This window comes from Psychrobacter cibarius, assembly GCF_904845955.1.
Classification (GTDB): domain Bacteria; phylum Pseudomonadota; class Gammaproteobacteria; order Pseudomonadales; family Moraxellaceae; genus Psychrobacter; species Psychrobacter cibarius_B.
In genome coordinates this window covers 100,388-124,608 of the sequence record NZ_CAJGYX010000003.1, presented here as the reverse complement: position 1 = coordinate 124,608, position 24,221 = coordinate 100,388, and the positions used below count along the sequence as shown (strand labels likewise).

Annotated in this window: 17 protein-coding genes and 1 tRNA gene; 8 read left to right on the top strand and 10 right to left on the bottom strand. The window is 44.0% G+C overall.

Annotated features, from left to right (window positions below; genetic code table 11):
- Positions 1 to 19: 19 nt before the first annotated feature.
- From JMV76_RS07280 to JMV76_RS07255, 6 genes are all read right to left on the bottom strand, one after another.
- Positions 20 to 1,738, bottom strand: a complete 1,719-nt coding sequence (locus JMV76_RS07280) for a multidrug ABC transporter permease/ATP-binding protein (RefSeq protein ID WP_201502167.1) — start codon at positions 1,736 to 1,738, stop codon at positions 20 to 22.
- A 112-nt stretch (positions 1,739 to 1,850) separates the two neighbouring features.
- Positions 1,851 to 4,139 (bottom strand): TonB-dependent receptor, encoded by a 2,289-nt coding sequence (locus JMV76_RS07275; protein WP_201502166.1) that lies wholly within the window; start codon positions 4,137 to 4,139, stop codon positions 1,851 to 1,853.
- Between the two features lie 324 nt (positions 4,140 to 4,463).
- On the bottom strand, positions 4,464 to 5,591 hold the full coding sequence (locus tag JMV76_RS07270; RefSeq protein ID WP_201502165.1) for a siderophore-interacting protein: 1,128 nt from the start codon (positions 5,589 to 5,591) through the stop codon (positions 4,464 to 4,466).
- Positions 5,592 to 5,940: 349 nt separating this feature from the next.
- Entirely contained in the window at positions 5,941 to 7,053 is a 1,113-nt protein-coding gene (locus tag JMV76_RS07265) for an HmuY family protein (RefSeq protein WP_201502164.1), read from the bottom strand.
- Positions 7,050 to 7,205 (bottom strand): hypothetical protein, encoded by a 156-nt coding sequence (locus JMV76_RS07260; RefSeq protein ID WP_201502163.1) that lies wholly within the window; start codon positions 7,203 to 7,205, stop codon positions 7,050 to 7,052. The genes JMV76_RS07265 and JMV76_RS07260 overlap by 4 nt, the downstream gene beginning before the upstream one ends.
- Before the next feature lie 102 nt (positions 7,206 to 7,307).
- On the bottom strand, positions 7,308 to 9,488 hold the full coding sequence (locus JMV76_RS07255) for a TonB-dependent receptor plug domain-containing protein (RefSeq protein WP_201502162.1): 2,181 nt from the start codon (positions 9,486 to 9,488) through the stop codon (positions 7,308 to 7,310).
- Between the two features lie 480 nt (positions 9,489 to 9,968).
- Here JMV76_RS07255 and JMV76_RS07250 point away from each other — a divergent pair, with 480 nt between their 5' ends.
- From JMV76_RS07250 to JMV76_RS07215, 8 genes are all read left to right on the top strand, one after another.
- Positions 9,969 to 11,102 carry a ChuX/HutX family heme-like substrate-binding protein gene (locus tag JMV76_RS07250; RefSeq protein ID WP_201502161.1) on the top strand — a complete coding sequence of 378 codons (1,134 nt, stop codon included), beginning with the start codon at positions 9,969 to 9,971 and terminating at the stop codon, positions 11,100 to 11,102.
- Between the two features lie 149 nt (positions 11,103 to 11,251).
- A complete protein-coding gene (locus JMV76_RS07245) occupies positions 11,252 to 12,109 on the top strand; it encodes a heme/hemin ABC transporter substrate-binding protein (RefSeq protein ID WP_265090281.1) in 858 nt (285 codons plus the stop codon).
- Positions 12,110 to 12,156: 47 nt separating this feature from the next.
- Positions 12,157 to 13,143 carry a FecCD family ABC transporter permease gene (locus JMV76_RS07240; RefSeq protein WP_201502160.1) on the top strand — a complete coding sequence of 329 codons (987 nt, stop codon included), beginning with the start codon at positions 12,157 to 12,159 and terminating at the stop codon, positions 13,141 to 13,143.
- Positions 13,144 to 13,158: 15 nt separating this feature from the next.
- On the top strand, positions 13,159 to 14,016 hold the full coding sequence (locus JMV76_RS07235) for an ABC transporter ATP-binding protein (RefSeq protein ID WP_198330707.1): 858 nt from the start codon (positions 13,159 to 13,161) through the stop codon (positions 14,014 to 14,016).
- Between the two features lie 332 nt (positions 14,017 to 14,348).
- Positions 14,349 to 15,626: an efflux RND transporter periplasmic adaptor subunit gene (locus tag JMV76_RS07230; RefSeq protein WP_201502159.1), complete on the top strand. Its 1,278-nt coding sequence runs from the start codon at positions 14,349 to 14,351 to the stop codon at positions 15,624 to 15,626.
- Positions 15,623 to 16,897, top strand: coding sequence for an ABC transporter permease (locus tag JMV76_RS07225; protein ID WP_227690192.1), 1,275 nt, complete (start codon positions 15,623 to 15,625; stop codon positions 16,895 to 16,897). Before JMV76_RS07230 ends, JMV76_RS07225 begins: the two co-directional genes overlap by 4 nt.
- Positions 16,898 to 16,985: 88 nt before the next feature.
- Entirely contained in the window at positions 16,986 to 17,693 is a 708-nt protein-coding gene (locus JMV76_RS07220) for an ABC transporter ATP-binding protein (protein ID WP_201502409.1), read from the top strand.
- A 360-nt stretch (positions 17,694 to 18,053) separates the two neighbouring features.
- Complete coding sequence (locus JMV76_RS07215) at positions 18,054 to 19,736, top strand: NAD-dependent malic enzyme (RefSeq protein WP_201502158.1); 1,683 nt, start codon at positions 18,054 to 18,056, stop codon at positions 19,734 to 19,736.
- Positions 19,737 to 19,981: 245 nt separating this feature from the next.
- Here JMV76_RS07215 and JMV76_RS07210 read toward each other — a convergent pair.
- From JMV76_RS07210 to JMV76_RS07195, 4 genes are all read right to left on the bottom strand, one after another.
- A tRNA-Ile gene (locus tag JMV76_RS07210) sits at positions 19,982 to 20,058 on the bottom strand.
- A gap of 95 nt (positions 20,059 to 20,153) precedes the next feature.
- Positions 20,154 to 20,339 (bottom strand): SDR family oxidoreductase, encoded by a 186-nt coding sequence (locus tag JMV76_RS07205; RefSeq protein ID WP_201502157.1) that lies wholly within the window; start codon positions 20,337 to 20,339, stop codon positions 20,154 to 20,156.
- Positions 20,333 to 21,520, bottom strand: coding sequence for a tRNA nucleotidyltransferase (locus JMV76_RS07200; protein WP_201502156.1), 1,188 nt, complete (start codon positions 21,518 to 21,520; stop codon positions 20,333 to 20,335). Before JMV76_RS07200 ends, JMV76_RS07205 begins: the two co-directional genes overlap by 7 nt.
- A gap of 188 nt (positions 21,521 to 21,708) precedes the next feature.
- Positions 21,709 to 24,048 (bottom strand): NADP-dependent malic enzyme, encoded by a 2,340-nt coding sequence (locus JMV76_RS07195; protein ID WP_201502155.1) that lies wholly within the window; start codon positions 24,046 to 24,048, stop codon positions 21,709 to 21,711.
- Between the last annotated feature and the right edge of the window lie 173 nt (positions 24,049 to 24,221).

The window sequence follows — 24,221 nt, the reverse complement described above, 5'->3', positions numbered from 1 at the left end:
CTTTTTACTAAGCCAGTATTTACGCCAACATAGCAATGGCATCGGCACTAGCACGTTGCCGTTCTTCAGCATTTAACTCAATGAGTCTTCCTTCTTTCATCAGTAATAATCGATCTGCATGTTCAAAATAGCCGTCATCATGACTGATGATAAACAGCGTTTTACCCAAGGCTTTGAGTTCAGGTATCAGTGTTTGATAAAACACGCGGCGAAAGGCAGGATCTTGGTCAGCCGCCCATTCATCGAGTAGCAGTATGTCTTTTTGTTCAGCCACGGCAATGAGCATGGCCAAGCGCTTGCGTTGTCCTTGTGATAGCTTGTCTGTCGATAATTGGTTGTCAGTCACGCTGACTTTATCTTGTAAGTTCAATTTATGCAGCCATGTATTTACGAGCGCTTCATCGGGTTGCTGTCCCTCTCTACCAATCAGCTGTTTAAAAAGATGCTGATCGCTAAAAATAGCAGAAAAAAGCTGTCGATAATCAGCATTATTCTGTGAATCAACGAGCTGACTGTCTATTTTTACAGCACCGATGCTAGGGGTGAAAATGCCTGTAATAATCTTGGCAAGCGTAGACTTGCCGCTACCATTTGCCCCGATTAAAAACACCACATCGCCACGTTTCAAAGTCAGATTAACCGATTTTAGGATATCGGTAGAATTTTCATTTTCTTTGACCACTACCTCGTTTGCATCGGTATCAATATCAATGCTTGCATAACGATAGCCAATATCATTGAATGATATGGACTGCCAGTTGTTGACCACAATATCCGTCGTAAAGGTTGATTGGTACTCCGCCAATTCCAACGATTGTATTTTATCCAGCGCCACTTGTGCCGTTTGTAAGGTCGGATACGCGCCGACGGCATGGAGGATGGGTGATTGCATGAATAGAATGGTTAAAGAGAAAGTGGTGGCAATACCCATTGGAATAGCAAGATAATTTGACACGGCAAACACCACACCAATGGCTGCGAACATCATAATATTCGACCAATTCACGGCGGATAAATGATATGTATCCGATTTAATCACTCGATTTTGATAAGACTTGGCATGATTTAAGAAATCATTTTTATAGAGTTTTTCAGCGCGGTGTTGATTAAGCGCCAGCTCTTTGCGACCATCTATAATGGATTGATAGTCCTCATATAAAAGATCATTGATCACTCTGAGCTCCCTTAAATGAGTATAGACATGCTTTACTAAAATGGTGCTTATCCAAATCGTCATCGCAATCCAAAACATGACAATCAATAATAATGGCAGCGACAACCAGCCTAAATAAAGGGCGACACCAACCGATAAAATAACGCCTTGCACAAGCTCTGGCATACGCACAAAGGCGACGGTAATTGATTGAATATCTGAGGATAAGCTGGCGAGTAACCGTGCGCTACCCAAATGGTCTATTTGTGGAACTTTGGTGTCGATGATTTGTTTGACCAGCTTGGTTCTAAGCTCGTAGACGAACTGATGCCCCAAACGAGTCAGTGCATATTGTGATAAAAAAGTAGTGACCAATAGTAGGACAACCAAAGCTGAAAATAGACCCAAGCTCGCCCACGATAAGGTATTAAAAACAGGCTGACTGATAAAGGTGTGATTGATATAGGCAATGATGCCCACACTGACCGCCGCATTCACCAAATTAAGGAAAATAACTTTAAGAAAGGGCAGGCGATAGTGTGCCCAAATCATCTGATATAAAGAAACGGTGGCGTGAGAGGACATAATGGCTCAATAATAGAATGGTTTTTTGCGTATTTTTGATGGCATAAAAGGGAGTAGGTGGTGCCTAATCCCTTTTATCTAAGTCTTATAAACGTGGTTTAATCTGCATGTCTTAAAAGTCGAAAGTCGCTGACACTTTTAGGGCAGTAGGCTCACTGGCATTTAAGTATCCAGCACCCGCATAACCACCCACTGATTGCCAATAGTCTTCACCAGTAATATTAGTAACTACTCCTTTTAGCGTCACGTCTTGTCCTGCTAACACAGTGCGATAGCGAGCACCTAGATCTAATGTGGTATAACCGTCAACTTTTAAGCTGTTGGCGGCATCGGCATAACGTGCGCCTGTGTGAATGATATCGCCGGTCACCGTCAATCCTTCAACTGCTGCTAAATCATATTCTAGGTTGACGTTGCTTTGTAGCGTGGGCAGTCCGATGACTCGGTTGCCGTCAAACGTCACATCGCCCGTATCTTTTTGCTCAGCATTTAAGTAAGTAACACCAGCATTGAAGCGCATGTTTTCGCTTGGGCTACCAAATACAGTCAATTCCACCCCTTGGTGACGGTTTTCGCCTGCAGCCACAAAGGTGTTGGCGTCATTGACATAAGCACGTGGCTCATTAGTGCGGAATATCGCCAAACTACTGCCAATCAAACCATTGTCATACTTAACGCCAACCTCAGTCTGCTCACTCACATAAGGATCTAAATTTTGACCACCATTGGTGACAGCACCACTATTATTAGTCAGAGGTGCTCTTGCGCCTGGCGCTAGGCTTTCGATATAGTTGCCATAAACAGACCAGTCCATGCTCGGTTGATAGACAATTCCAACGCTTGGTGTCCACTCGCTTTCATCGTAACCAGCCGTTTTAGCCTGAGTGTTAGGATCATAGCTGGTGGTTTTTAAATTCTGATGACGCACGCCTAAAGTGGTTTTTAGTTTGTCATCGAACAATGATATGGTATCGGCTAGCGCAAAGCTTTGGAATTGCTTCTCGTTGGTTAGTTTTGGATCATCTAAGTTACTACCGAAGATTGCTGTGCTTGTGAAAGGTACCTCAGCGTAGTCAATAGGGCGATATAAATTGGTTGCGGGTTGATTACCAAAATCATAGGCGAACGCCCCTTTTTCTTCTTGGTCATAGAGATCCGCTGCTAGTACCCAATTATGAGCCACGTCACCTGTTTGCCATTTACCACGCAGACCGAGCTCGGCACTTTGTACCAAATCTTTTCTAGAATTATCAAAGCGATAAAACGTACCCGCACCATCGACGTTGTTGACGGTTAGATTGGCCAGTGAGTTTTCTTCCTCACCACTTCGCACACCGTAAGCACCATAAGCGGTAATATTATCAGTAAAATCATATTCTCCTCGAATGGTACCAAAGACATCTTCTTCATCTGAATACGTCCAAGGCTGCGCCCAATTTTTTGAGCCGTCTGGTGCTTTTGGTACTCTAGAAACACCAGCAAGTGTGACACTAGGACGGGTCTCTTTAAGCTTATTGTCTTGCCAGCCCAAATCAGCTGATAGTCGATACTGATCGCCTCTATAATCTAATCCTAACGCTGCCAGACCCAGTGTTGAAGATTCATCATCAATCGCGCTGTCACCATCTTGATAAGCGGCATTAAAGCGAATGCCAAACGCATCATCAGTACCAAAGCGATCACTGACGTCTACGGCAACTTTGCCTTGATCGCCCTGACCATAACCGAGTGTCACCTTACGTAGCGGGTCATTGCCAGCTCGTTTGGGCAGCAGGTTAATCGTACCACCGGCGTTACCACCACTGGGTGCTGCGCCATTAAGCATGGCGGATGCCCCGCGCTGAACCTCAACACGCTCGAACAATTCCGTTGCGATATACTGCCTTGGCAATATGCCATATAGACCGTTATACATGGTGTCATCAGAGGTTGTGACAAAGCCGCGCATAAAGTACGCTTCTTGAAAGTTGCCAAAGCCTCTAGCGACACGAACAGTCGGGTCTTTTTTGAGCAGGTCGCCCACACTTTGGGCTTGTTGATTGCCGATATACTCATTGGTATATGAGGTAGTGGAGAACGGCGTGTCCATGATGTCTTGATTGCCCAAGATTCCGACACGGCTTCCTGTCGCTACTTGACCGCCTGCATAGGCATTTGGCAACCCATTGGCTGATGCATCAGCACTACTGGTCACGACAATCTCATCGAGTACCACGCTTGGGGTATCGGTTTGAGTGTCAGCACTTAAATCTGTTTGTGCCCATGCGGCTTGGCTTGCACCCAGTAGTATTACCGATGTGGACAGACAAGATGAGCACAGTGATTTTAATGACAAGGGATGGCGAGACATATTCAATAGAGTAGGGCGAAATAAAGCAGAGTATAAGCGAGACAGTTGCATGAATATTTCCAGCACATAGATTAAATGCTTATTATAATGATAATCATTTTCATTACAATATATTACTGGATTAAATCTCAATATATTTTTATCGTATTAAGTGTACGTTTTCGTTAGGCAAAGTAGTAAGTCGTATAAAGTTGATTAATTACACTATGTTGATTAGTCGCGTTATACCAGCAGCAACGATTGCTAATCGCTCAATTTAGCAGTCAGCACAAGTGGTTGGTAAGTGGCTAAATGCTTTCTGTTTATGACTAAATGTTTGCTACTTATTAAATGCTTGCTGTTTGTAGAAAATACCATTTACAAAAAATGTAATGATTATTGCGCACGCCAATAGACTTTAATGACCATATCCTGACGTGATAGCCCAAGGGTTGCTTTTAGTTGCTGTCGTAATGATTTGATATTCGCTGCTTCCAGCGCGCCCCATACTTTGTCAATATTGACAGGCAGTCGCGCAAATTGTGTATTTAACAATGCCATTATTTGTTCAGTAATATCAGTTGTTGGGGTATTAACCAGCTGGCACACATTATCTTGCAAAAAATGCGCATTATGGCGTAGTTGATTACTGAGTGTGAGGGTGTGTAAGTAACGGATATCGTCTGGATCATTAGTGATGGCAATGACGAGGGGCGGCAATGGATTCTGCCAGTTTTCCAATAGATTGGCCACCGTAGGTAAGGAGGTTTCATCACAGATGAGTAAGCACTGACCAGTGCTGAGATGTTCTATTTTCTCTGGATATTCACGTACTGTTTTGATTTGACTGCCACAGTCAAGTGCACGCGCCCAATTGCCTCCTGCCGTGTCGCCATGAGTATAAACGTCTATCCACGCTTGGACAGACGAGCTGCTCGAATCTCGCCATGCTTTTCGCAAGGTATAGTAGCGCTGCAAAGGTTTGTCGCTATCTTTGGGCTGGTGTTTTGTAGCAGATAGACCGTCCGCATCCAGCTCAAACAAATACGCGTAGCCCGGATGAGAGAGTGGCGTACTATCGGGTGCGGTTACTAGCAGTCGATACATATTGGGGCTGGCGTAATAGCCATTAATGACCGTAAAACGCTGTTCTTGAAGCTTGATCGTGCGCTTGCCAAGCTTATTGGCAGAGGTTTGCAATAGCGTTATATATTGCTCTTGTAGCGTCATAGAGTCACTAATAGGAACTATAAAATCGATAAAATATTGACGGCTGAGCTTGCTGCTGTTTGTCAAGGTATCGTTGTCATGATGGGCGGTTGTGACATCCATTAGTATCCCATCAGTATACAGCTCTGTTATCGAGGCGATCTCGTGCTCATTCACTGCCGTGGTAGTAAAGGCATTGATAAACATCGCGAGTTCATCTTGATGCTCTTCATTGACATGACTCATAAACTGGGCTTTGTCAGCCATGTCGAGCGGTGTTTTATCGAAATCGTACTGAGTAAGTGGTTGAGCCATAAAATGTCATCCAAGCCAAAATTCAAATAATTGTTCAGCAAAATTTTTATTAATAAATGATTGGCTGCTGATTAAGGGCAAGATGGAAATGTAATAATTAATAAGCATAAAAAATGCAAATGTTAATGATTATTAATATCACCTAGATTTTTATTACGATAATATACCATAGGTTAATTTATTTACAATCATAAAAGGACTGGTGTTATCGAGTGATTAATATTTTTCTTGTAATAATTGGCAGTGGTGACTCTTAGACTGTGTATAAACGTTATCGCCCAACCTATTTTTGTAAGGTTTGATAGCTTACAAAAATGGGTTGGGCGAGCTAAAGTCGAACAGTAGAGTGTTAAGGAGCAGGCTGAATGTCTATTTTAAATTCCCATGAGGTCGCAGTCGTCGCTGAGCTATCAGGGTAATTGATTTTATCCAAACGCACGCGGGCATAGCTATTGCCTTCAGCGGATCTAATGAGCGCGCCTTGAGCGCTGTCAACCGCTTTGGCATTTAGTTGATGGGTCATGCCATTGTAGGTATACCAGCCAAAGTCTAGGTTCGGGAAATTACCTGTATAAGCAGGATTGAGATCCGAGCCTTTACTATCAATGACCCAGCTTCTGGCACTCATCGGTTTATCGTACACAGCGGTGTTGGTAAGGTCGGTTAAAGTCGCCGCACTACCATCGGTCATAAACTTGCTGACAATGGGCTCACCTTTATCATCATAATACCCTATTGGTGTTTTTGATAAGAAGCCACCAACTATGCCTTTATTAGTGCCAATCGCAGAATCGCCACCATTTAAAATGACGCTATTACGCTTAAAGCCAATCTGCCAAGAGCTGTTTTTATCGGCGCTACTTTGTCCTGTGGTTAGATCAAAATAGACCCAGTTATCATTGTTTGAGGCATCGATAGTTTTCGTCTGTACCTTGTTCGGTAGCGCCGTATCAATCCAGCGCAGAGTAGGGTAGCCCGAGGTTCCAGCATTATTATAATAGTTGGTAATCTGCATGGCATAAATAGGCTGCTGGACGCTGCTGTCTGTCATGGCGCTGCTATTATCTGTGGTGACAAGATAGACACGATTGTTCGGGTAGAGCTGATGGTTGTCTTTTAAACTGTATTCAAACCAAGGCTGTGCATCAAAAATACCGCCACTACGGTCTTCATTGTAGTGCATGGTAATATCACGACTGGTATCAGGATCTTGAGTTGCATTGCTATAACGACTCAGATCTGACCAATCGATTAAACCAAAAACGCCGCCCAAACCCGCGCCAGAATCACCGCTATTTGACCAAAGCTTGACCGAACGCGCTTGGTTATCTAACTTGATATCCCACTTATCCTCAGCACACGAGCTTTCAGCTTTGGCATCAAAGTCATAACAGGTAGCAGTATCAGGCGCTAGATTGGTGACTTGCCAAGTAGCCGTTTCGCTAAAGCTGGCACTGCTCACAGGCGGGGTAGTGCCGACATTTTCGGTATTGCCACTATTCGAGCCATCACTGCCGCCACCGCAGCAGTCATGCTGAGTGCTAAAATACTGCCACTAAACAGTAATGCCAATTTGGTCGGCTTGGTGTGAACTGCTGGGAGAATGGGGGTCATATCAGCTTCCTTGAAGGTTGTGGTTTCAGATAGAGGGTACAAAATAAGGGTAAAAATAGCGGTACAAATACACTTGCTTTAGAATGATTGTGAATCAAAGGCTTACCAATGGTAGCTGGCGCCAAGTAACCACTCGCGATTATCAATGGGACGGTAGTCACTGGTATCGGTGATATCACGCTGCACATCAAAGATATTATTAATCGCTGCATACAAGCTCAAGTTTGCAGTTGCGTCATAATTGAGCTTGCTATCGAGCGTCCACCAAGACGGTGAATACGCTTGCTCGCTGGTACTAATTAGCTGTTTGGATTCATAATTGAGGCGCGGGATCAGCTGTAATTTGTCATTAAGCTGATAATCTAGTGCTAGCATCGCTTTGTGATTGGGCTTATAAGTCAGCTCGGTATCCGTCACATTGTTATGCGTTTTTAAATAAGCATAGCTGGCTTGCAGTTTGGCGCGCTCGTCCACTTGCCAGTCAAGGCCAATATCGCCGCCATAGGTTTTGGCGCTATCGACGTTCATATATTTATAAATGGCGATGTTACCGTCGAAGGTAGCGTTGTCCTCGTCGGTCTGAATCAGGTCATCTATCTCGTTATAAAAACCATTGACCGTCAAATTCATGGTGTCGCTCAGTTGACCTTGATAGCCGATCTGGTAACTGGTTGAGGTTTCAGGCTGCAAGTCGGGGTTGCCCATGACTTTATAACCCAAATTGCTATGGTCAAAGACGTAGTAGCGTTCTTTCAGGTTGGGCACGCGATAACCACCGCCAATACTGCTACGAAAGACATGGTCACGACCGCTGGCATCCAAATGGTTGTATTTGAGTGATACTTTCGGCGCTGTATGACCACCAAAGTCTTCATCGTTTTGATAGCGAACACCGCTCAACACTTCCCAGTTATCGCCAATCAGCCAATCATCTTGTAGATATAGCTCACCGACATCACGGCTGACGTCATCGCTGATAAGCTCGCTGACTTGGTTTTTCGTTTGGCTTAACTTGTCTTGCTGAACCTGACCGCCGACTTGGATAAGATGAAGGTGCTTATCGGATAGCAATAGCTCAGGTAGATCGAGCTGGGCTTGCGCCAACGTCGTACTAATTTCTGTATCACGGGCACTAGTGATGGCTTGCTGTGTTTTAGTATTGGATTCGCTTTGATATTCCTCATGCAGCGCTTGAGCGGACAATCGATAAGTCTTGCTGCGATCATCGACATGCGGCGCGATATCAGCGCGTGCACCGACACTAAAGCGCTGCTTGGTGATGTGCTCATCTCTTTGCTGTGCCAAATAGCGCGGCGCGACATAATAATTAAAGCGACTAATATCATCTTCTTTATAGTGGCTGGCTTCTAGCCAATATTGAGAATTTTTGACCAGTCGGCTATCGTTGCGGTCATTGTTATTACCTGATGTGTCGTTACCGTCAGGGCGGTAGCTGAGGCGAGCACTGACTTGTGATTGCTCGCTGGCATCTTTTAATCTGGGCCATGCTTCATGGTCTAAGCTTAAGCCATCATTATCCAGATACGAGCCTGATAGACGCGCGTGAAAGCGCTGGTTTTTATCCAATGCCCCTTCCACGCTGGCTTCTACATAGCGCTTATTGGCATCTAGCTTTTTACCAGATGGATTTTGCTGCCCATTGCTGGCAATCTCGGTGGTGATATGTCCTGTTGCCGCGCCAATGGGTTTGGTGATGATATTAATGACGCCGCCCATCGCCGCGCTACCAAACTGCGCTGATGCCGCTCCTTGCACCACCTCTATCTGTTCGATATCCATATTCATATATTGATTCAAGTTTACTGTCGAGCCAGTGCTTGCCGTAATCGGTAAACCGTCAATCAATACCAATACTTGATCACCCGTGAAGCCTTGCATGCTGACTTCGTAACCTGTCTTGCCGTGGACTTCACGTAAGTAGACATTGGGCAACAAGGCCAGCGCTTCTTTTAAAGTATGCGCATGGTTGTCATCGAGCTGCTGGCGACTGAGTACTTGCAGGGCAACTGGCGCATCACTTAAAGCGCGCTCAGAGCGAGTCGCCGTTACCACGATAGGGTCTAAACGCGTGCTCGGCATGGCTGCATCGTCGGTCATATCACCATTCGTCTCTGCGAAAATTGGCGCTGCTTGGGCTGAAACTGACGTAAATGCAAACAATGCTAATGCCACACTTATGGCTAATGGGCTACGACGCAGCAGTGAGGGATGGGTGTTTAGTCCCGTATGAATCAACGATAAATCAAACGCTAAAATTGACATAAATAAAACAGCCATCGTAAAAAGAGAAAGTAAGAAAGTCGCGTTGCTTAAAGACCTTTTGCTACAAAAAGAGCGATCTAAAGCGACCTTTTCATAGTATTAATTATTAAAGGTTTGGTTACTTGATTCACTAGATTAAGTAACAAAGCCCAGACATAGTATTTGAAACGATAATAATTATCAAGATGTAAATGATAATTATTATTATTTACAAAGTGAAAAAATGTTGCCATAATGATTTCGTCCGAAGCTTAGAGACAAAATTATAAATGATGAACTAGCAGCGATAATTGATAAAAGTCTGCTTGATAAATACACCCTTGCTGCATCATTGCAAGACCTGTAGTACAGCAGGCATTGGTTTTATCAAATATCAATCATAGGCATCGTCGCTGCTATTTTCTGAAGATATTCATATCTCAATACTACATAGCCAAGATCATTGGCTTTTTTACTGCTATTCATTTTATGGAGACCATCATGAGTCAACCGTTATCGTTAACCAAAAAAAATACTGAGCTGTGGCAACAGTACCAAGCATTAAAAGCAAAGACACCGATGTTATTTCCTACAGAAGGAGCGGCTGCGCTAGGTGTCAGCGAATTTGAGCTGATGTTAGCCTCCCCTTATAGCCAGTATATGGGTGATCAGTGCAAAGCTGTATTAAAGCAATTTGAAAAATTTGGTGAAATGGAAAGCATTGTCAGAAACGAGCTGGCCGTGCATGAAAAAACAGCGCCATATCATAATCTTAAGCTTGGCGAAAAGATGGGATTGGCACTCAATGTGGGTGGTCTAGATTTGCGATTCTTTATGTGGCAATGGCAGCATATGCTGGCGGTAGCGGATACTAGCCGCGCGGATAAGCCCTCTTATAGTATTCAGTTCTATAACGCCCAAGGTGCTGCTATCGACAAAGTGTATCTACGAGAGTTAAGCGCTGAGACTATTGCACGCTGGCAAGCGATGATTCAGGAGCAGCAGCAAACGGTGAATAATGAGACGCTGACGTTAGAAGCACAAGAACCGCTAAATGACTGGCGTTACAAGGCATTAAGTGAAGATGCGCGCGCGCAGTTACAACAAGGCTGGCAAGCAATGACAGACGTGCATCAGTTTCATTCATTATTAAAAAACCTCGATATAGATCGTGCTAGTAGCTACTGTCAAGCACCAGAGCAGATGACGCAGCAGCTTGATATTAGCGCGGTCGAAGCGGTTTTCGAGCAAGCGCGTGATGCCAAATGTCCGATTATGATATTTGTCGGTAATAGTGGTCTGGTGCAGATTCAGACTGGCACCGTGCAGACACTCAAACGCATGGGCGATTGGTTCAATATTTTAGATAAAGACCATAATGACTTTACGCTGCATTTAAAAGACAAAGCATTGGCGCAAGTATGGAGCGTTAAGCGTCCAACCAAAGACGGTATCGTGACTTGTATCGAAGGTTTTGATGATCACGGCGTCAGTATCTTTAGTGTGTTCGGTCAGCGTATTGAAGGCACGCCTGAGCTTGAAGCATGGCAGCAAATTGTCTCGACGGTCATCGAAGCGCATTCATATGCAGAAGCCTTAGCACCAGTGGTTATGGCTGAAGAAGAGAGCGTGTAAACCCGTCATAAAAATCAGCAAATTTTGCGATATTGACACTCACATAACGGATAAGTCATAGCTGTTGTGTGAGTTATTTGGGATGCTTCATACACGTTAATGTTTCTGTTAATAGTGTCATTTTTTACGTTAGCAAATTAGGAATGCTTATGTCTTCTGCATTATCAAAAACAGTAATCACTCACGCAGTGATAAATAAAAAATTGATGAGTCGGGCTATCAGCACTGCTGCCATTATTGGCGCATTTGCCGTGCCCTCACTTTCTGCCCAAGCTTATGAGCGTATTGTCGCGATGAGCCCCGATGTTGCAGACGTCGTGGTGGCACTAGGAGCGACCAATAAGTTGGTTGGTAAAGATGCAACCAATCATAATCCAGCGTTAAAGAATGTACCAGCCGTGGGTATGCACCGTAATATCACTGCCGAGTCAGTATTGGCGGTCAAGCCTGATTTGGTGCTCGGTAGTTATATGGTGCAACCTGCGAGTATTTATCAGCGCTTAAATGGTCTAAAAGTTAAAGCAGTCAATGTCGCGCCCAAAGAAGAGGTAAGCACCTTTGCCAATAGTATTAAATCTATCGGCAGTTATGTTGATAAAAAATCCGAAGGATCGCAGCTTGCGAAGCGTTGGAATACAGGGATGAGTCCAATGGCAAAGACGGGTAAGCGTTATTTATTAAGTTACGATGGTCGTATCGTTGCAGGTAAAGGCACGGTAGGGGATGAGTTGATTCGCCGAGCTGGTGGGATTAACGCTGCAAACGTATCAGGGCTAAAACCTATGTCCCGTGAAGGCTGGCTGGCCGCCAAGCCCGATGTGATTATTATTGCCGATCATAATCAGGCAGTGGTTGGCGGGGTCAGTAAATTTAGTAAACGTCCTGAGGTTGCAGCAAGTGCCGCAGGCAAGAAGGGCGGCGTACATTTTTGGCCAGCAGATGACTTTCTGCGTTATGGCTTGCATTCGCCTGACGTCTTAAAAAAGCTGAACGCTGTAGCAAAATAGCCTAAGCAAAAATCCTTTATCTCATATTCAACAAAATGACATCTCACATGGCAAATACGATTTCTGCTTCTATCTCTACACAAACTGGAAAACATAAACCTAGCCTCTACTATATTACTGCCGCTGTCATATCTGTGCTACTAATTTGGTTGGCGCTTGGTATTGGCTTTGGCGAATGGTCAAGCCCTAGCCATCTTGACGATACTATTTGGCAGCTGCGTTATCCGCGTGTGGTGACGGCATTACTGGTTGGTATGGCGTTGTCAGTTAGTGGTGCAGCATTACAGGCTTTATTTGAAAATCCTTTAGCGGACCCTAGCTTAATCGGTACATCAGGTGGCGCAGCGCTTGGTGTTGTTTTGGTTCTGGCATTGGGGTTTGGCGGCATTGGGATACCGCTTGCGGCGTTTACTGGAAGCGTATTGGTGTGCTTGTTTATTCTCGCTTGTCATCGGTTTTTGGGTGGTGGGCAGATGGGCTTGCTGATATTGGGATTTGTCATCAGTGCTTTTTGTGCTGCGGTGGTCAGCCTGATTTTATTCATGTCTGATGATATGGTGCTGCGCTCCGCGACCAATTGGCTGTCAGGCAGTATGGCGGAAGCGGGTTTTGTGCCGCTGCGATATTCAATTATTTCTATGGTTTTAGGCTTAGCGATTTTATTACCGTTAGGTCGTCAGTTGGATGGACTGATGCTTGGTGAGGCAGCCGCTAAGTCCTTGGGCATCAAAGTGGGTGTGGTTCGTTGTTTGGTTGTGATTGCCTCGGCATTACTGACAGGGGCAGCGGTGTCTTTAGCAGGCGTCATTGGTTTTATTGGCATGATGGTGCCCAACCTATTAGCTATTCTGTTTGGTGGCAGACGTATGCGTCTCATGATTTGGTCTGGTTGGCTTGGGGCGATATTATTACTCGTCATTGATGGCGCGGCGCGGCATGTTGCTTATCCAGTGGATGTGCCCGTTGGCATCGTTTTAGCGTTGCTTGGCGGTCCATTCTTTATTTGGCTGTTTGTGCGTAGTAGCCGCCGTTAATTGGAGAGAGTATTTATGTTTCATTCGTATTTTACGGCTACATCAAAGACATCGCTAGCAAATCGAGAAAGCAATATAGATAGTAGTAATATCAAGAGTAGTGATGCAGGCGAGTTGTTGTCGATGCAAGATATTCATATCTCGCATGGCCATAAAACATTGTTAAAGATAGATAAACTAACCGTGCCAAGCCAAAAGCTGGTCGCCTTTATCGGACCAAATGGCGCGGGTAAAAGTACGTTGCTGCACACGGTTTTAGGTCAACACACAGGAACCGCGCTTAAAACGGATGGTCACATTACGATTTACGGTCAGCCGATCAACGAGGTCATGAATGATGGTCATATCGCTTGGGTTGGACAACATGAGCGTTTTGAGCTGCCGTTAACGGTATTGGATTATGCGCTGTTAGGAGTCTCGCCAAATCTTGCATGGTATCAGCGCCCAAATAGCCATCATGTTGAGCGCGCGCAACGTTTACTCCAAGACTTTGAGTTATCAAGTTTGGTCAGTGCCCGCGTGCAAACCTTATCAGGCGGTGAAAAGCAGCGCTTGGCTATCGTAAGGGCGCTAATGCAAGACACTAAAATCATGATGTTTGATGAGCCGACCAATCATCTCGATATTCGCCATCAGCGTTTTTTACTTCATTATTTACATAATTTGGTGCGACAGCAACGCAAAAGTATCTTGGTTGTGTTGCATGATTTGACCCATGCGCATCGCTATACTGATGAAGTGGTGCTATTAAGCGGTGGACAAGTTGTTGCACAAGGAACGCCTAGTGAAGTGATGACACGCTCGCAATTAAGCGATGTTTATGATGTCGATATTAAGGTGCATCAAACTGAAGATGGTTTGGTGTTTATATGATTCTGAGCACTTGAGCCATTATTCTGACTTTACGATAGGCATTTGATGATCAACTTGGCTTTTTAATCTGTATATATCGCACTGATTTATTCGGCAGTAAAAACCCCTTCATGCTATATAAATAATAGCCTGAAGGGTTTTTTTACATCTTAACTATTGTAGTGAATCAAATACTCTTAATATAACCATGCAAAATATAACCATACCAACAGGATGATTTTCAGTTAATAAATGATTTTAAACCTAAAAAATTTTGCAGTAAACTCGCATAACGATCGGATTTAGTAGAAACTGTAAACTACTAGGTACTTGTTCTGAACGGGAGAAACTCATTGCGCGCTATTCCTTATAAACTGATCGTTAGCGCACTACTGCTCATCATTATTGCGGGCTTTTTTGCCTTTCGCTGGTGGCAAGGACCACTATTACCAAGCTATAGAATATCTTCGATGCCTTTGGTGCAGACGGTCATAGCGACTGGACGGGTCGTTGCCGTATCAAATACTGACATTGGTAGCGAGATATCAGGTGTCGTATTAGAGCGACGGGTAGCAGAAGGCGAACAAGTCGCTGCAGGAGATTTATTATTGGTACTAAGCTCCGATGACGTTGCAGCCCAAGTGCGGCAAGCAGAAGCCGAGTTGGCGGAATTGATTAGTAGCACTCGTCCACAGGCAGCAGTAGATTTGGCAAATGCCGAAGTAGCGTTGGCGCAAGCTGATCGTAATGTCGAGCGTAGGCGCGAATTGGCTGCTATCTCGGCCATCTCTGATGAGGAAATGGAGCAGGCGATTCAATCCCAAGCTCAAGCACGCAATAACCTTGAAAATGCACGACTGAGAGCGAATGCACTCTCCTCTGGTGGTGTTGAAGAAGATTTATTACGTGCTCGTATTGCCGCATTGCAGGCTCAGCTCAATAAAGCGCAAGTACGTAGCAAAGTATCAGGTACTATTCTGACCCGTAATGTAGAAATAGGCGATTTGGTGCAACCAGGTCAGAGCTTGTTTACTATTGCCCTCGATGGTAAGACTGAAATAAGAGTACCGCTTGATGAACGTAATTTATCTCGGTTGGCTTTGCAGCAACCAGCTGTCGCTATTGCCGATGCCTATCCAGATAAACCGTTCCCCGTACGTATTAGTTTCATTGCACCAAGTATAGATCCGCAACGCGGTACGGTAGAAGTGAGATTGTCCGTCGATCCTGTACCTGATTTTTTGCGTCAAGACATGACAGTATCAGTGAATATCGAAACGGATCAACGCGCAAAAGCCTTAGTCATTCCTAATGATGCACTAGCCAATGTTAAAGAAGACAGCGCCGAAGTATTATTATTGCGTGATGGTCAAGTCCAGCGCCAGCGAGTAAGATTGGGATTGCGGGGGCTATCAGCTTCAGAGGTGCTCTCAGGACTGAGCGCAGGTGATGAGATATTGGTTGATGCGACAGTCTCACTGGCTGATGGAAAAAGAGTGAGAACCGCGCTTCAAGCAGCACCTTTTGCCGCTCCTGATGCTGATGCTGATGCTGATGCTGATGCTGATGCTGATGCTGACAAAATAACGACGGTAAGTGATAAGAGCCAAGCAGCGGAGACAGTCAATTGACGGCTTTTTTCGGTAGACTATGGATTGATGCCACTATTGCCATCAGTTTTTTACGCGAGGGACGCATACAGTCGTTGATGATTACTCTGGGAGTAGCGATAGGTGTTGCCGTTATTATATTTATCACCGCACTCATCCAAGGATTACAGACTAACCTTATTGAAAGCACCCTTGGCAGTCAGGCACATATTCGCTTAGTAGCGCCAGATGAAGTCAACCTAATAGCGCCGTATGCTGATGATACGCTGCAACTGATACAAGAAGACAAGCGTCCACAACGTCTGCGTTCTATTAATAATTGGCAGCAAATCACTGATACGCTGGATCAACTGCCCTTGTTAACTGCCGTATCGCCAAACGTGTCTGGGCCTGGGTTTGTCCGGCGTGGTGAGGCATTAGAGTCGGTGATACTAGTAGGTACTGACTTGGCGCGCTATCAGAATATAATCCCACTTGATGAATACTTAATCAGTGGTGAGCTGCGAGTGGGCGCAGATAATGTATTGATTGGTAGTGAACTGGCTAAAGATTTGGGTGTTGAGGTCGGCAGCAAATTACGTTTGGATACGGGTCAAGACAGTAGCAGCAATAATAATCTGAGCAACAACCTTGGTAGCAACCTTAGTAACAACAGTGCTGTAGTCAATATCGCTGGTATATTCGAGCTCGGCGTACGAGAGCTTGATGCACGCTACGTCTATCTAGACCTAAAACAAGCGCAGTCATTACTCAACCTACCGGGCGGTATCACAGTCATTGATTTGACGGTTGAAGATATCTTTGAGGCGGAGGAAATCGCTGCACAAGTGGGTCGTTTGACCTCATTGCAAGCAGAAAGCTGGATTGAAACCAATGCCCAACTGCTGAGTGGTCTCACCGCTCAAAGTTTATCTAGCAATATGATTGTTGTTTTTGTGGCGATCTCGGTGGCTTTTGGTATTGCCAGTGTACTATCGGTCAGTGTGGTTCAGCGTACGCGCGAGATTGGTATCTTACGAGCCATGGGTGCAACTCGTCAGCAAATCCTACGAATATTTTTAATTCAAGGGGCTATATTTGGCTTGTTAGGCTCTATTGTCGGTAGTGGTGTCAGCTATATATTGGTCTGGTCTTTTAATACTTTTGGGCCCGACATATTTACAATTCCCATATCGATAAACCTGATCTTAGTGACTATGTCGTTAGCCACGCTAACTGGTGTTATAGCAGCCGCTATTCCGGCGCGGCGCGCAGCAGCACTTGATCCAGTGGTGGCTATTCGTTATGTCTAATCATGATTCTAGCGACACTTTTAATAATGACTTTAACAGTGACTTTAACAATGTTTCTGCCAATCCTTTTAATAAGACGTCAACTCCTATGTCCAATCAATCTCACGAAGTTCTGCGTTTAGAGGCACTAAAAAAGTCTTATAACATCGGTCAACCTAATGAGATTGAGGTGCTGCACGGTATTGACTTAACCATCAGCACTAACGACTTTGCCGCCCTGATTGGTCCTTCTGGTTCAGGTAAAAGCACTTTGCTAAATGTACTAGGGTTACTAGATCAGCCAACAAGCGGTGAGCTATATCTATTGGGTCAAGCGACCAGTGCTATGAATGATGCTGGTCGCACCGCTTTACGGGGCAGTAGTATTGGCTTTGTCTTTCAATTTCATCATCTGATTCAAGCGTTTAGCGCATTAGACAATATCTTAATGCCGCTAACATTGACAAGGGGTCGTCCAAATAAGCTTGCTATTCAAAAAGCGCGCGAGCGACTGGCAGCGGTTGGGTTAGAGCGCTTTGCTGACAGTAAACCTAACGAGCTATCAGGTGGTCAGCAACAGCGTGTCGCCATTGCACGTGCCTTGATAACCGAACCGGCATTGCTATTGGCTGATGAACCTACAGGTAATCTGGATACCGTGACGGCTGGAGAAGTGTTTGAGCTGTTCCGCAAAGTGAATCAGGAACGTGATTGCGCGGTATTGTTGGTTACCCATGATCCACGCTTGTCAGCATCTTGCGATCGAACGATTAATTTGGTTGATGGTCGTATTGATAGTGATACGTTGAATAATTGAAAAATATCGTAGTGATAATAAAAGTCATATTGGCAGATTACTTATCTGCTTAACAAGGATTCCTATAAATCCCACCGTCAATACTGACATCAATAAAGGTAGCGGCTTTGATTTTATGAAATCTCATGTAAAACAACCGATAATCACAAACCCTTTTTTATAAAAATTTAAGGTAAAAGCTAAATACCTCTATATTTCTAGGTCAATGTATCCGTGCCATCACCTTTAGAGCCATGTTCATTCAAAATGATTTTGTTATCTATTGTTAAATACCAGTAGATGCTATGTATAATGCAGCACTAGCATAGCTTTCACTCAGTATGGCTTTCACTCATATGCCTTTAATAAGAAGATTACATTATGTCAAACAAGCGTCCTTTATATATTCCCGTGGCAGGCCCCGCTCTTTTAGAGACTCCTTTACTCAATAAAGGCAGTGCTTTTTCATCAGAAGAGCGTGATAGCTTTAATTTAACTGGGCTATTACCTCATAACATTGAGACAATTGAAGAGCAATCACTACGCGCTTATCATCAACTACGCTCATTCACTAATGATATGGATAAGCATATTTACTTGCGTAACATACAAGATACCAATGAAACCTTATTTCACCATCTAATTGAGCAGCACATTGAGGAAGTCATGCCGCTCATTTATACCCCAACCGTGGGGCAAGCATGTGAAAAATTCTCGCAAATTTATCGCCGTAAACGCGGTTTGTTTATCTCATATCCTGAGCGCCATAAAATTGATGACATGCTGCAAAATGCCACCAAGCAAAACGTTAAAGTGATCGTTGTCACTGACGGCGAACGTATATTAGGCTTAGGGGATCAAGGCATTGGTGGTATGGGTATTCCTATTGGTAAATTGGCTTTGTACACCGCTTGTGGTGGTATTAGCCCAGCTTATTGCCTACCAATTTTGTTGGATGTTGGTACCAATAATCAACAGCTACTTGATGACCCTATGTACATGGGCTGGAGAAACCCACGCATTTCTGGTGATGAGTATAATGAGTTTGTCGACTTATTTATTCAAGCCGTTAAACGTCGTTGGCCTGAAGCATTATTACAGTTTGAAGATTTTGCCCAAGACAATGCGACACCATTATTGAATAAATATCGTGACCAATTATGCTGCTTCAATGATGACATTCAGGGTACTGCTGCTGTTTCAGTCGGTACCTTGATTGCCGCGTGCTTAAATAAAGGTCAGAAGCTTAGCCAACAAAAAATAGCATTTTTAGGCGCAGGGTCTGCTGGTTGCGGTATTGCCGAGCATATTATTCGCCAAATGCAGCGTGAAGGGTTAACAGAGGCGCAGGCTCGCCGCCAAGTCTTTATGGTTGACCGTTATGGTCTGCTTACGGATAACATGACAGAGCTACAAAAATTCCAAGAACCATTAGTACAAAAAGAATCTGCTATTGAAAGCTGGGATAAAAGTAAAAAGCTCGGTTTAGCGCAAGTGGTTAAACAAGCAAAAATAACTGTATTGTTTGGTGTCAGTGGACAAAAAGGTCTGTTCACCCAAGAGGTGATCGAATCCTTGTGTGTTAATACTGAACATCCTATTGTATTACCACTTTCAAACCCCACGTCTCGTGTGGAAGCAACACCGCAAGAAGTGACTAATTGGAGCAAGGGTAAGGCAATTGTTGCAACGGGTAGCCCTTTTCCTCATACCACTTTTGAAGGTCAGTCTTTCGAGGTTTCTCAGTGTAATAACAGCTATATTTTCCCCGGTATTGGTCTGGGTGTTTTAGCAGCACGGGCGACGGGTATCAGCGATAATATGCTCATGGCGGCAAGCCAAGCCCTTGCAGATATATCAATGGAATACGAAAAAGCACCTGGTGCCATCCTACCGCCGATTAAAGTTATCAGAGAGATCAGTGAAAAAATAGCGTATGCAGTGGCATTGCAAGCGGCTCAAGATAAGCTAGCACTACCTATCACAGCGGAGAATTTACAACGTCGATTAAAAGCGAATTTTTGGTTACCTGAATATCGTAATTATCGCCGTACTTCTTTCTAATGTTAGAAATTAGATATAACAAATTCTAATATTAGGCACATTATCTAAGTAAAATATTAAATGAAAAAAGGTTGCTAACGCTATATTACATATAGTATTGGCAACCTTTTTTACTGCTATCCAATCCATTAGTTTACCAAGTTTATTTTTACCGATTCTTCAGCACAGTTCAATGATTGTTTTCTATTAAATTCTAGACAATAAAAAACCCTTACAAGTCAGCAGTGACTGTAAGGGTTTGAATTTGGTGGGCCCAGTAGGACTTGAACCTACGACCAAAGGATTATGAGTCCTCTGCTCTAACCAACTGAGCTATGGGCCCTAACGCTAGACGGACAATGATACCTGAATTTTTTAATTTTTCAAGTAAAAGATAGGTAGTAATCAAGATATTTTTTATGATGCTCTGCTTTTCTATCAAATATGACCATCAGCCAATGTCAGGCTGCGACCACCATCAACAGTAATAATCTCCGCAGTAACATAATTGACCTGTACTAGGTACAACACACTATGGACAATCTCGTCAGGTCGACCTATACGCTGCATAGGAATTGAGTCAATGATATCGCGCTGCTGCATCTTGTTGAATTTTCTTAACATTGGTTTCGTACTTGCAGGTGCTCAATTCTGGCTTGTCTGAGTGCTACGCCAATCGCAGGGCCTGTTAGCGCTGAGTCAATATCCTGCATACGAATGGCATGAAAGCTATTCAGCGCTAGCATCATCTGACGGTGCTGTGTTGCCAATTGCAACACGTGGCTGGTCACTAATAGCTGCGATAACTTATCAGGCTCTTTATGAGCGCCGCAAGTTTGTATGAGGTCAATTTTTTCAGCCACGCTTAAATGATTTATTGTGCTTAGCTTTGTGGCTTGCTGAGCGAAGAGAGTCGAAAATTGAGTGTGTGCCTTTGGTACCTTAGCGTCGTTGCCTATATCATTGATACCCTTTATATTGGCTGCTTTATTCACGTTTTCATTTGTATGTTCTGAGGTAAATAAATATGCGTTAAGACTTACCATTAATAGCGCCCAGCGCTGTGATAGACTCAATTGCATTTGCCCTGCGAAATATAGCGCCGTCTGTACGGTCTCTCGTATTTGAGTATTAGCCCAAGCGTGATGCAGTGGTGCAAAGTACTCTGTCAGCGCACCAATCTCAAACAGTTGTTGCCAGTATACCTGCGGCGATAGCTGCATGGTTGCACGGCTAGATTCTTGCCAAATGCGCTCTGCACTTAAATGCGCAAGCTCTCCAGAGTCAACCAATTGGCGCATCAACGTCAAAGTTTCATCAGCAATGACAAAACCTAGGTCATAATAACGGCTATAGAAGCGAGCGGTTCGAAGCACTCGTAGAGGGTCTTCGCTAAATGCACCTGATACATGACGCAAGGTCTTGCTTTCTATATCAGCCATGCCACCATAATAGTCAATGACGTCACCGTTGATAGGCGTATCATCAGTTAAGCTGGTGACTTCTATCGCCATGGCATTAATCGTCAAGTCTCGACGTTGTAGATCCTCTTTTAAGCTGACGTTAGGACTGGCATGTACGCTAAAGCCTTTATACCCCAAGCCTTCTTTGCGTTCAGTGCGTGCCAGTGCGTATTCTTCATGGCTACTAGGATGCAAAAATACAGGGAAATCTGCACCCACTTGTTGGAACCCTGCATCAAGCATTTCTGCAACAGTTGCACCAACGACGACAAAATCTTTATCTTTAATAGGACGTGCTAACAGTTGATCGCGTACCGCGCCGCCGACAAGGTAAATTTGCATGAATTCCTCTATTTTTTATTTTTATTGAGCAAGTGATGACTGATATTGAATAAGGCTACGTTGCGTCTTAGCCAATGTATAACAAGCAAAAAAAACCAGCCAACGCTATTTAATAGCATTGACTGGTTTTAGTATAGCAGACGGTCTCTATAAATGAATAATAGAGACCATCTTGATAACACATACTACTAGGTAGCGCAGGATGAATTACTGATTTTCGCTCGCCAATCTTGAGCTTCAGTAACGGAAAGAGCAGTCATATTGACGATACCACGTGCAGTTGCTGATGGTGTGAGAATATGTACCGGTTTGCTAGTACCTAATAAAATAGGACCAATAGAGGCGCTACCAGTTGCTGTCTTGAGTAGGTTAAAGGCAATATTTGAGGCGTCAAGTGTTGGCAAGATGAGCAGATTTGCAGCACCTTTTAATGGACTTGATGGCATATTGTTTAAACGAATATGTTCATTCAACGCGGCGTCACCTTGCATCTCGCCGTCGAATTCAAAGTCTACATTCATGTCTGTTAGCAGTTCATAGACCTTGCGCATCTTGACAGCACTGGTGCGATTTGAAGCGCCAAAGTTAGAATGAGAAACTAGTGCGACACGTGGTGTAATACCAAAGCGACGTAATTGATCAACCGCTAAGACAGTCATTTCAGCCAATTGTTCAGCCGTTGGATCTTCGTGGATATAAGTATCGGCGATGAAAATATTACGATCTTGCATGAGTACCGCATTCATAGCATAGAAGTCGTTCACACCTTCTTTTTTGCCAATAACGCTTTGTACATATTTTAAGTGCAACTGATAATGGCTAAACGTACCACATACCATACCATCTGCAGCGCCATTTTCGACCAATAGTGAGCCGATCAATGTGGTCTTACGACGAACATCACGACGAGCAAGTTCAATACTCACACCAAGACGTTTGTTCTTCTCGTAGTAACCCTGCCAGTAGTCTTTATAACGAGGATCGTCATCGATATTGACGATAGAGATGTTCACACCATCTTTTAGACGTAACCCTAGTTTTTCGATATTGGCTTCGATGACTGAAGGACGACCAATTAAAATAGGTTGTGCTAGCTTTTCATCAACGACCACTTGCACAGCAAGTAAGATATTATTGTCTTCACCTTCACAGTAAACGATACGTTTTGGATCGGCTTTAGCGCGAGCAAAGATTGGTTTCATCACGAATGCAGAGTTATAGACAAACTCAGACAGACGCTGACGATAAGCTTGCATATCAGCGATAGGTAAGGTTGCAACGCCTGAGTCCATCGCAGCTTGAGCGACCGCAGACGCGATCTCGATGATTAGGTTTGGCTCTAAAGGTCCTGGAATCAAGTAATCACGACCGAAACTTTGCATTTTTTCAATGTTTCTAGCGCTGGTGGTCGGCGTTGCTTCAACGTGTGCCATCGCAGCGATAGCTCTTACACAAGCAACTTTCATCTCTTCGTTAACAGTCGTGGCACCAACATCTAATGCGCCGCGGAAGATATAAGGGAAGCATAAAGCGTTGTTTACTTGGTTTGGATAGTCTGAGCGACCCGTTGCCATGATGACATCTGGACGTACGGCGTGCGCCAATTCTGGCATGATCTCAGGCGTTGGGTTAGCAAGTGCAAAGACGATAGGGTCTTTTGCCATACGGCGAACCATATCTTCAGATAACGTACCAGGCATCGATAGACCAAGGAACATATCGACATCATCCATCACTTCGTCGATAGTGGTCGCAGTCGTCTCACGCGCATAGCGCTGTTTGGTTTCGTCAAGATTTTCACGGATAGTCGTAATGATACCGCGTGAATCTGAAACAAAGATATTGTTTTTGTTTACACCAAGTGCGCAAATAATATCTAAACAAGAAATGGCAGCAGCACCAGCACCTGAACAGACGATTTTAATCTCTTCGATTTTTTTGCCAGTAATCAATAGCGCGTTAAGCATTGCTGCAGCAACGATGATTGACGTACCATGTTGGTCATCATGAAATACTGGAATGTTCATGCGCTTACGTAATTCACGCTCAATTTTGAAACATTCTGGTGCTTTGATGTCTTCTAGATTGATGCCACCGAAAGTAGGCTCAAGAGAGGCAACAGCTTCGATGAATTTGTCTGGATCATTTTGTGCAATTTCAATATCAAAAACATCGATACCTGCGAATTTTTTGAATAAAACCCCTTTACCTTCCATTACAGGCTTCGATGCCAATGGCCCGATATTACCTAGACCCAGTACCGCTGTACCGTTGGTGATAACACCAACCAAGTTGCTACGGGCGGTATATTTAGCCGCTAACGTCGGATCTCTTTGAATCTCAAGACAAGGAACTGCCACACCTGGTGAATAGGCAAGTGCTAAGTCACGTTGGTTTGCCAACTGCTTAATAGGGGTGACAGAGATTTTGCCTGGACGTGGGAACTCATGATAATGTAAGGCAGCTTGTTCAAACTGCTCTTTGTCTGTACTAAGGTTATCCGTATTCAAAGTGGTATCGTCATTCATAATAATTGCCATGGTTAGAATAAATTGGAATAAGGTAAATGGAGATAAAAATAACGTTTTACCCTCAAAAAATCATGGAATAATAATCTAAGGGTAACGTGACGCTAAACAGTTAATAATTCAAAGTGTCAGGATTAGCGATTAAGCATTGAGCCAAAAAAGTAATCTAGTGG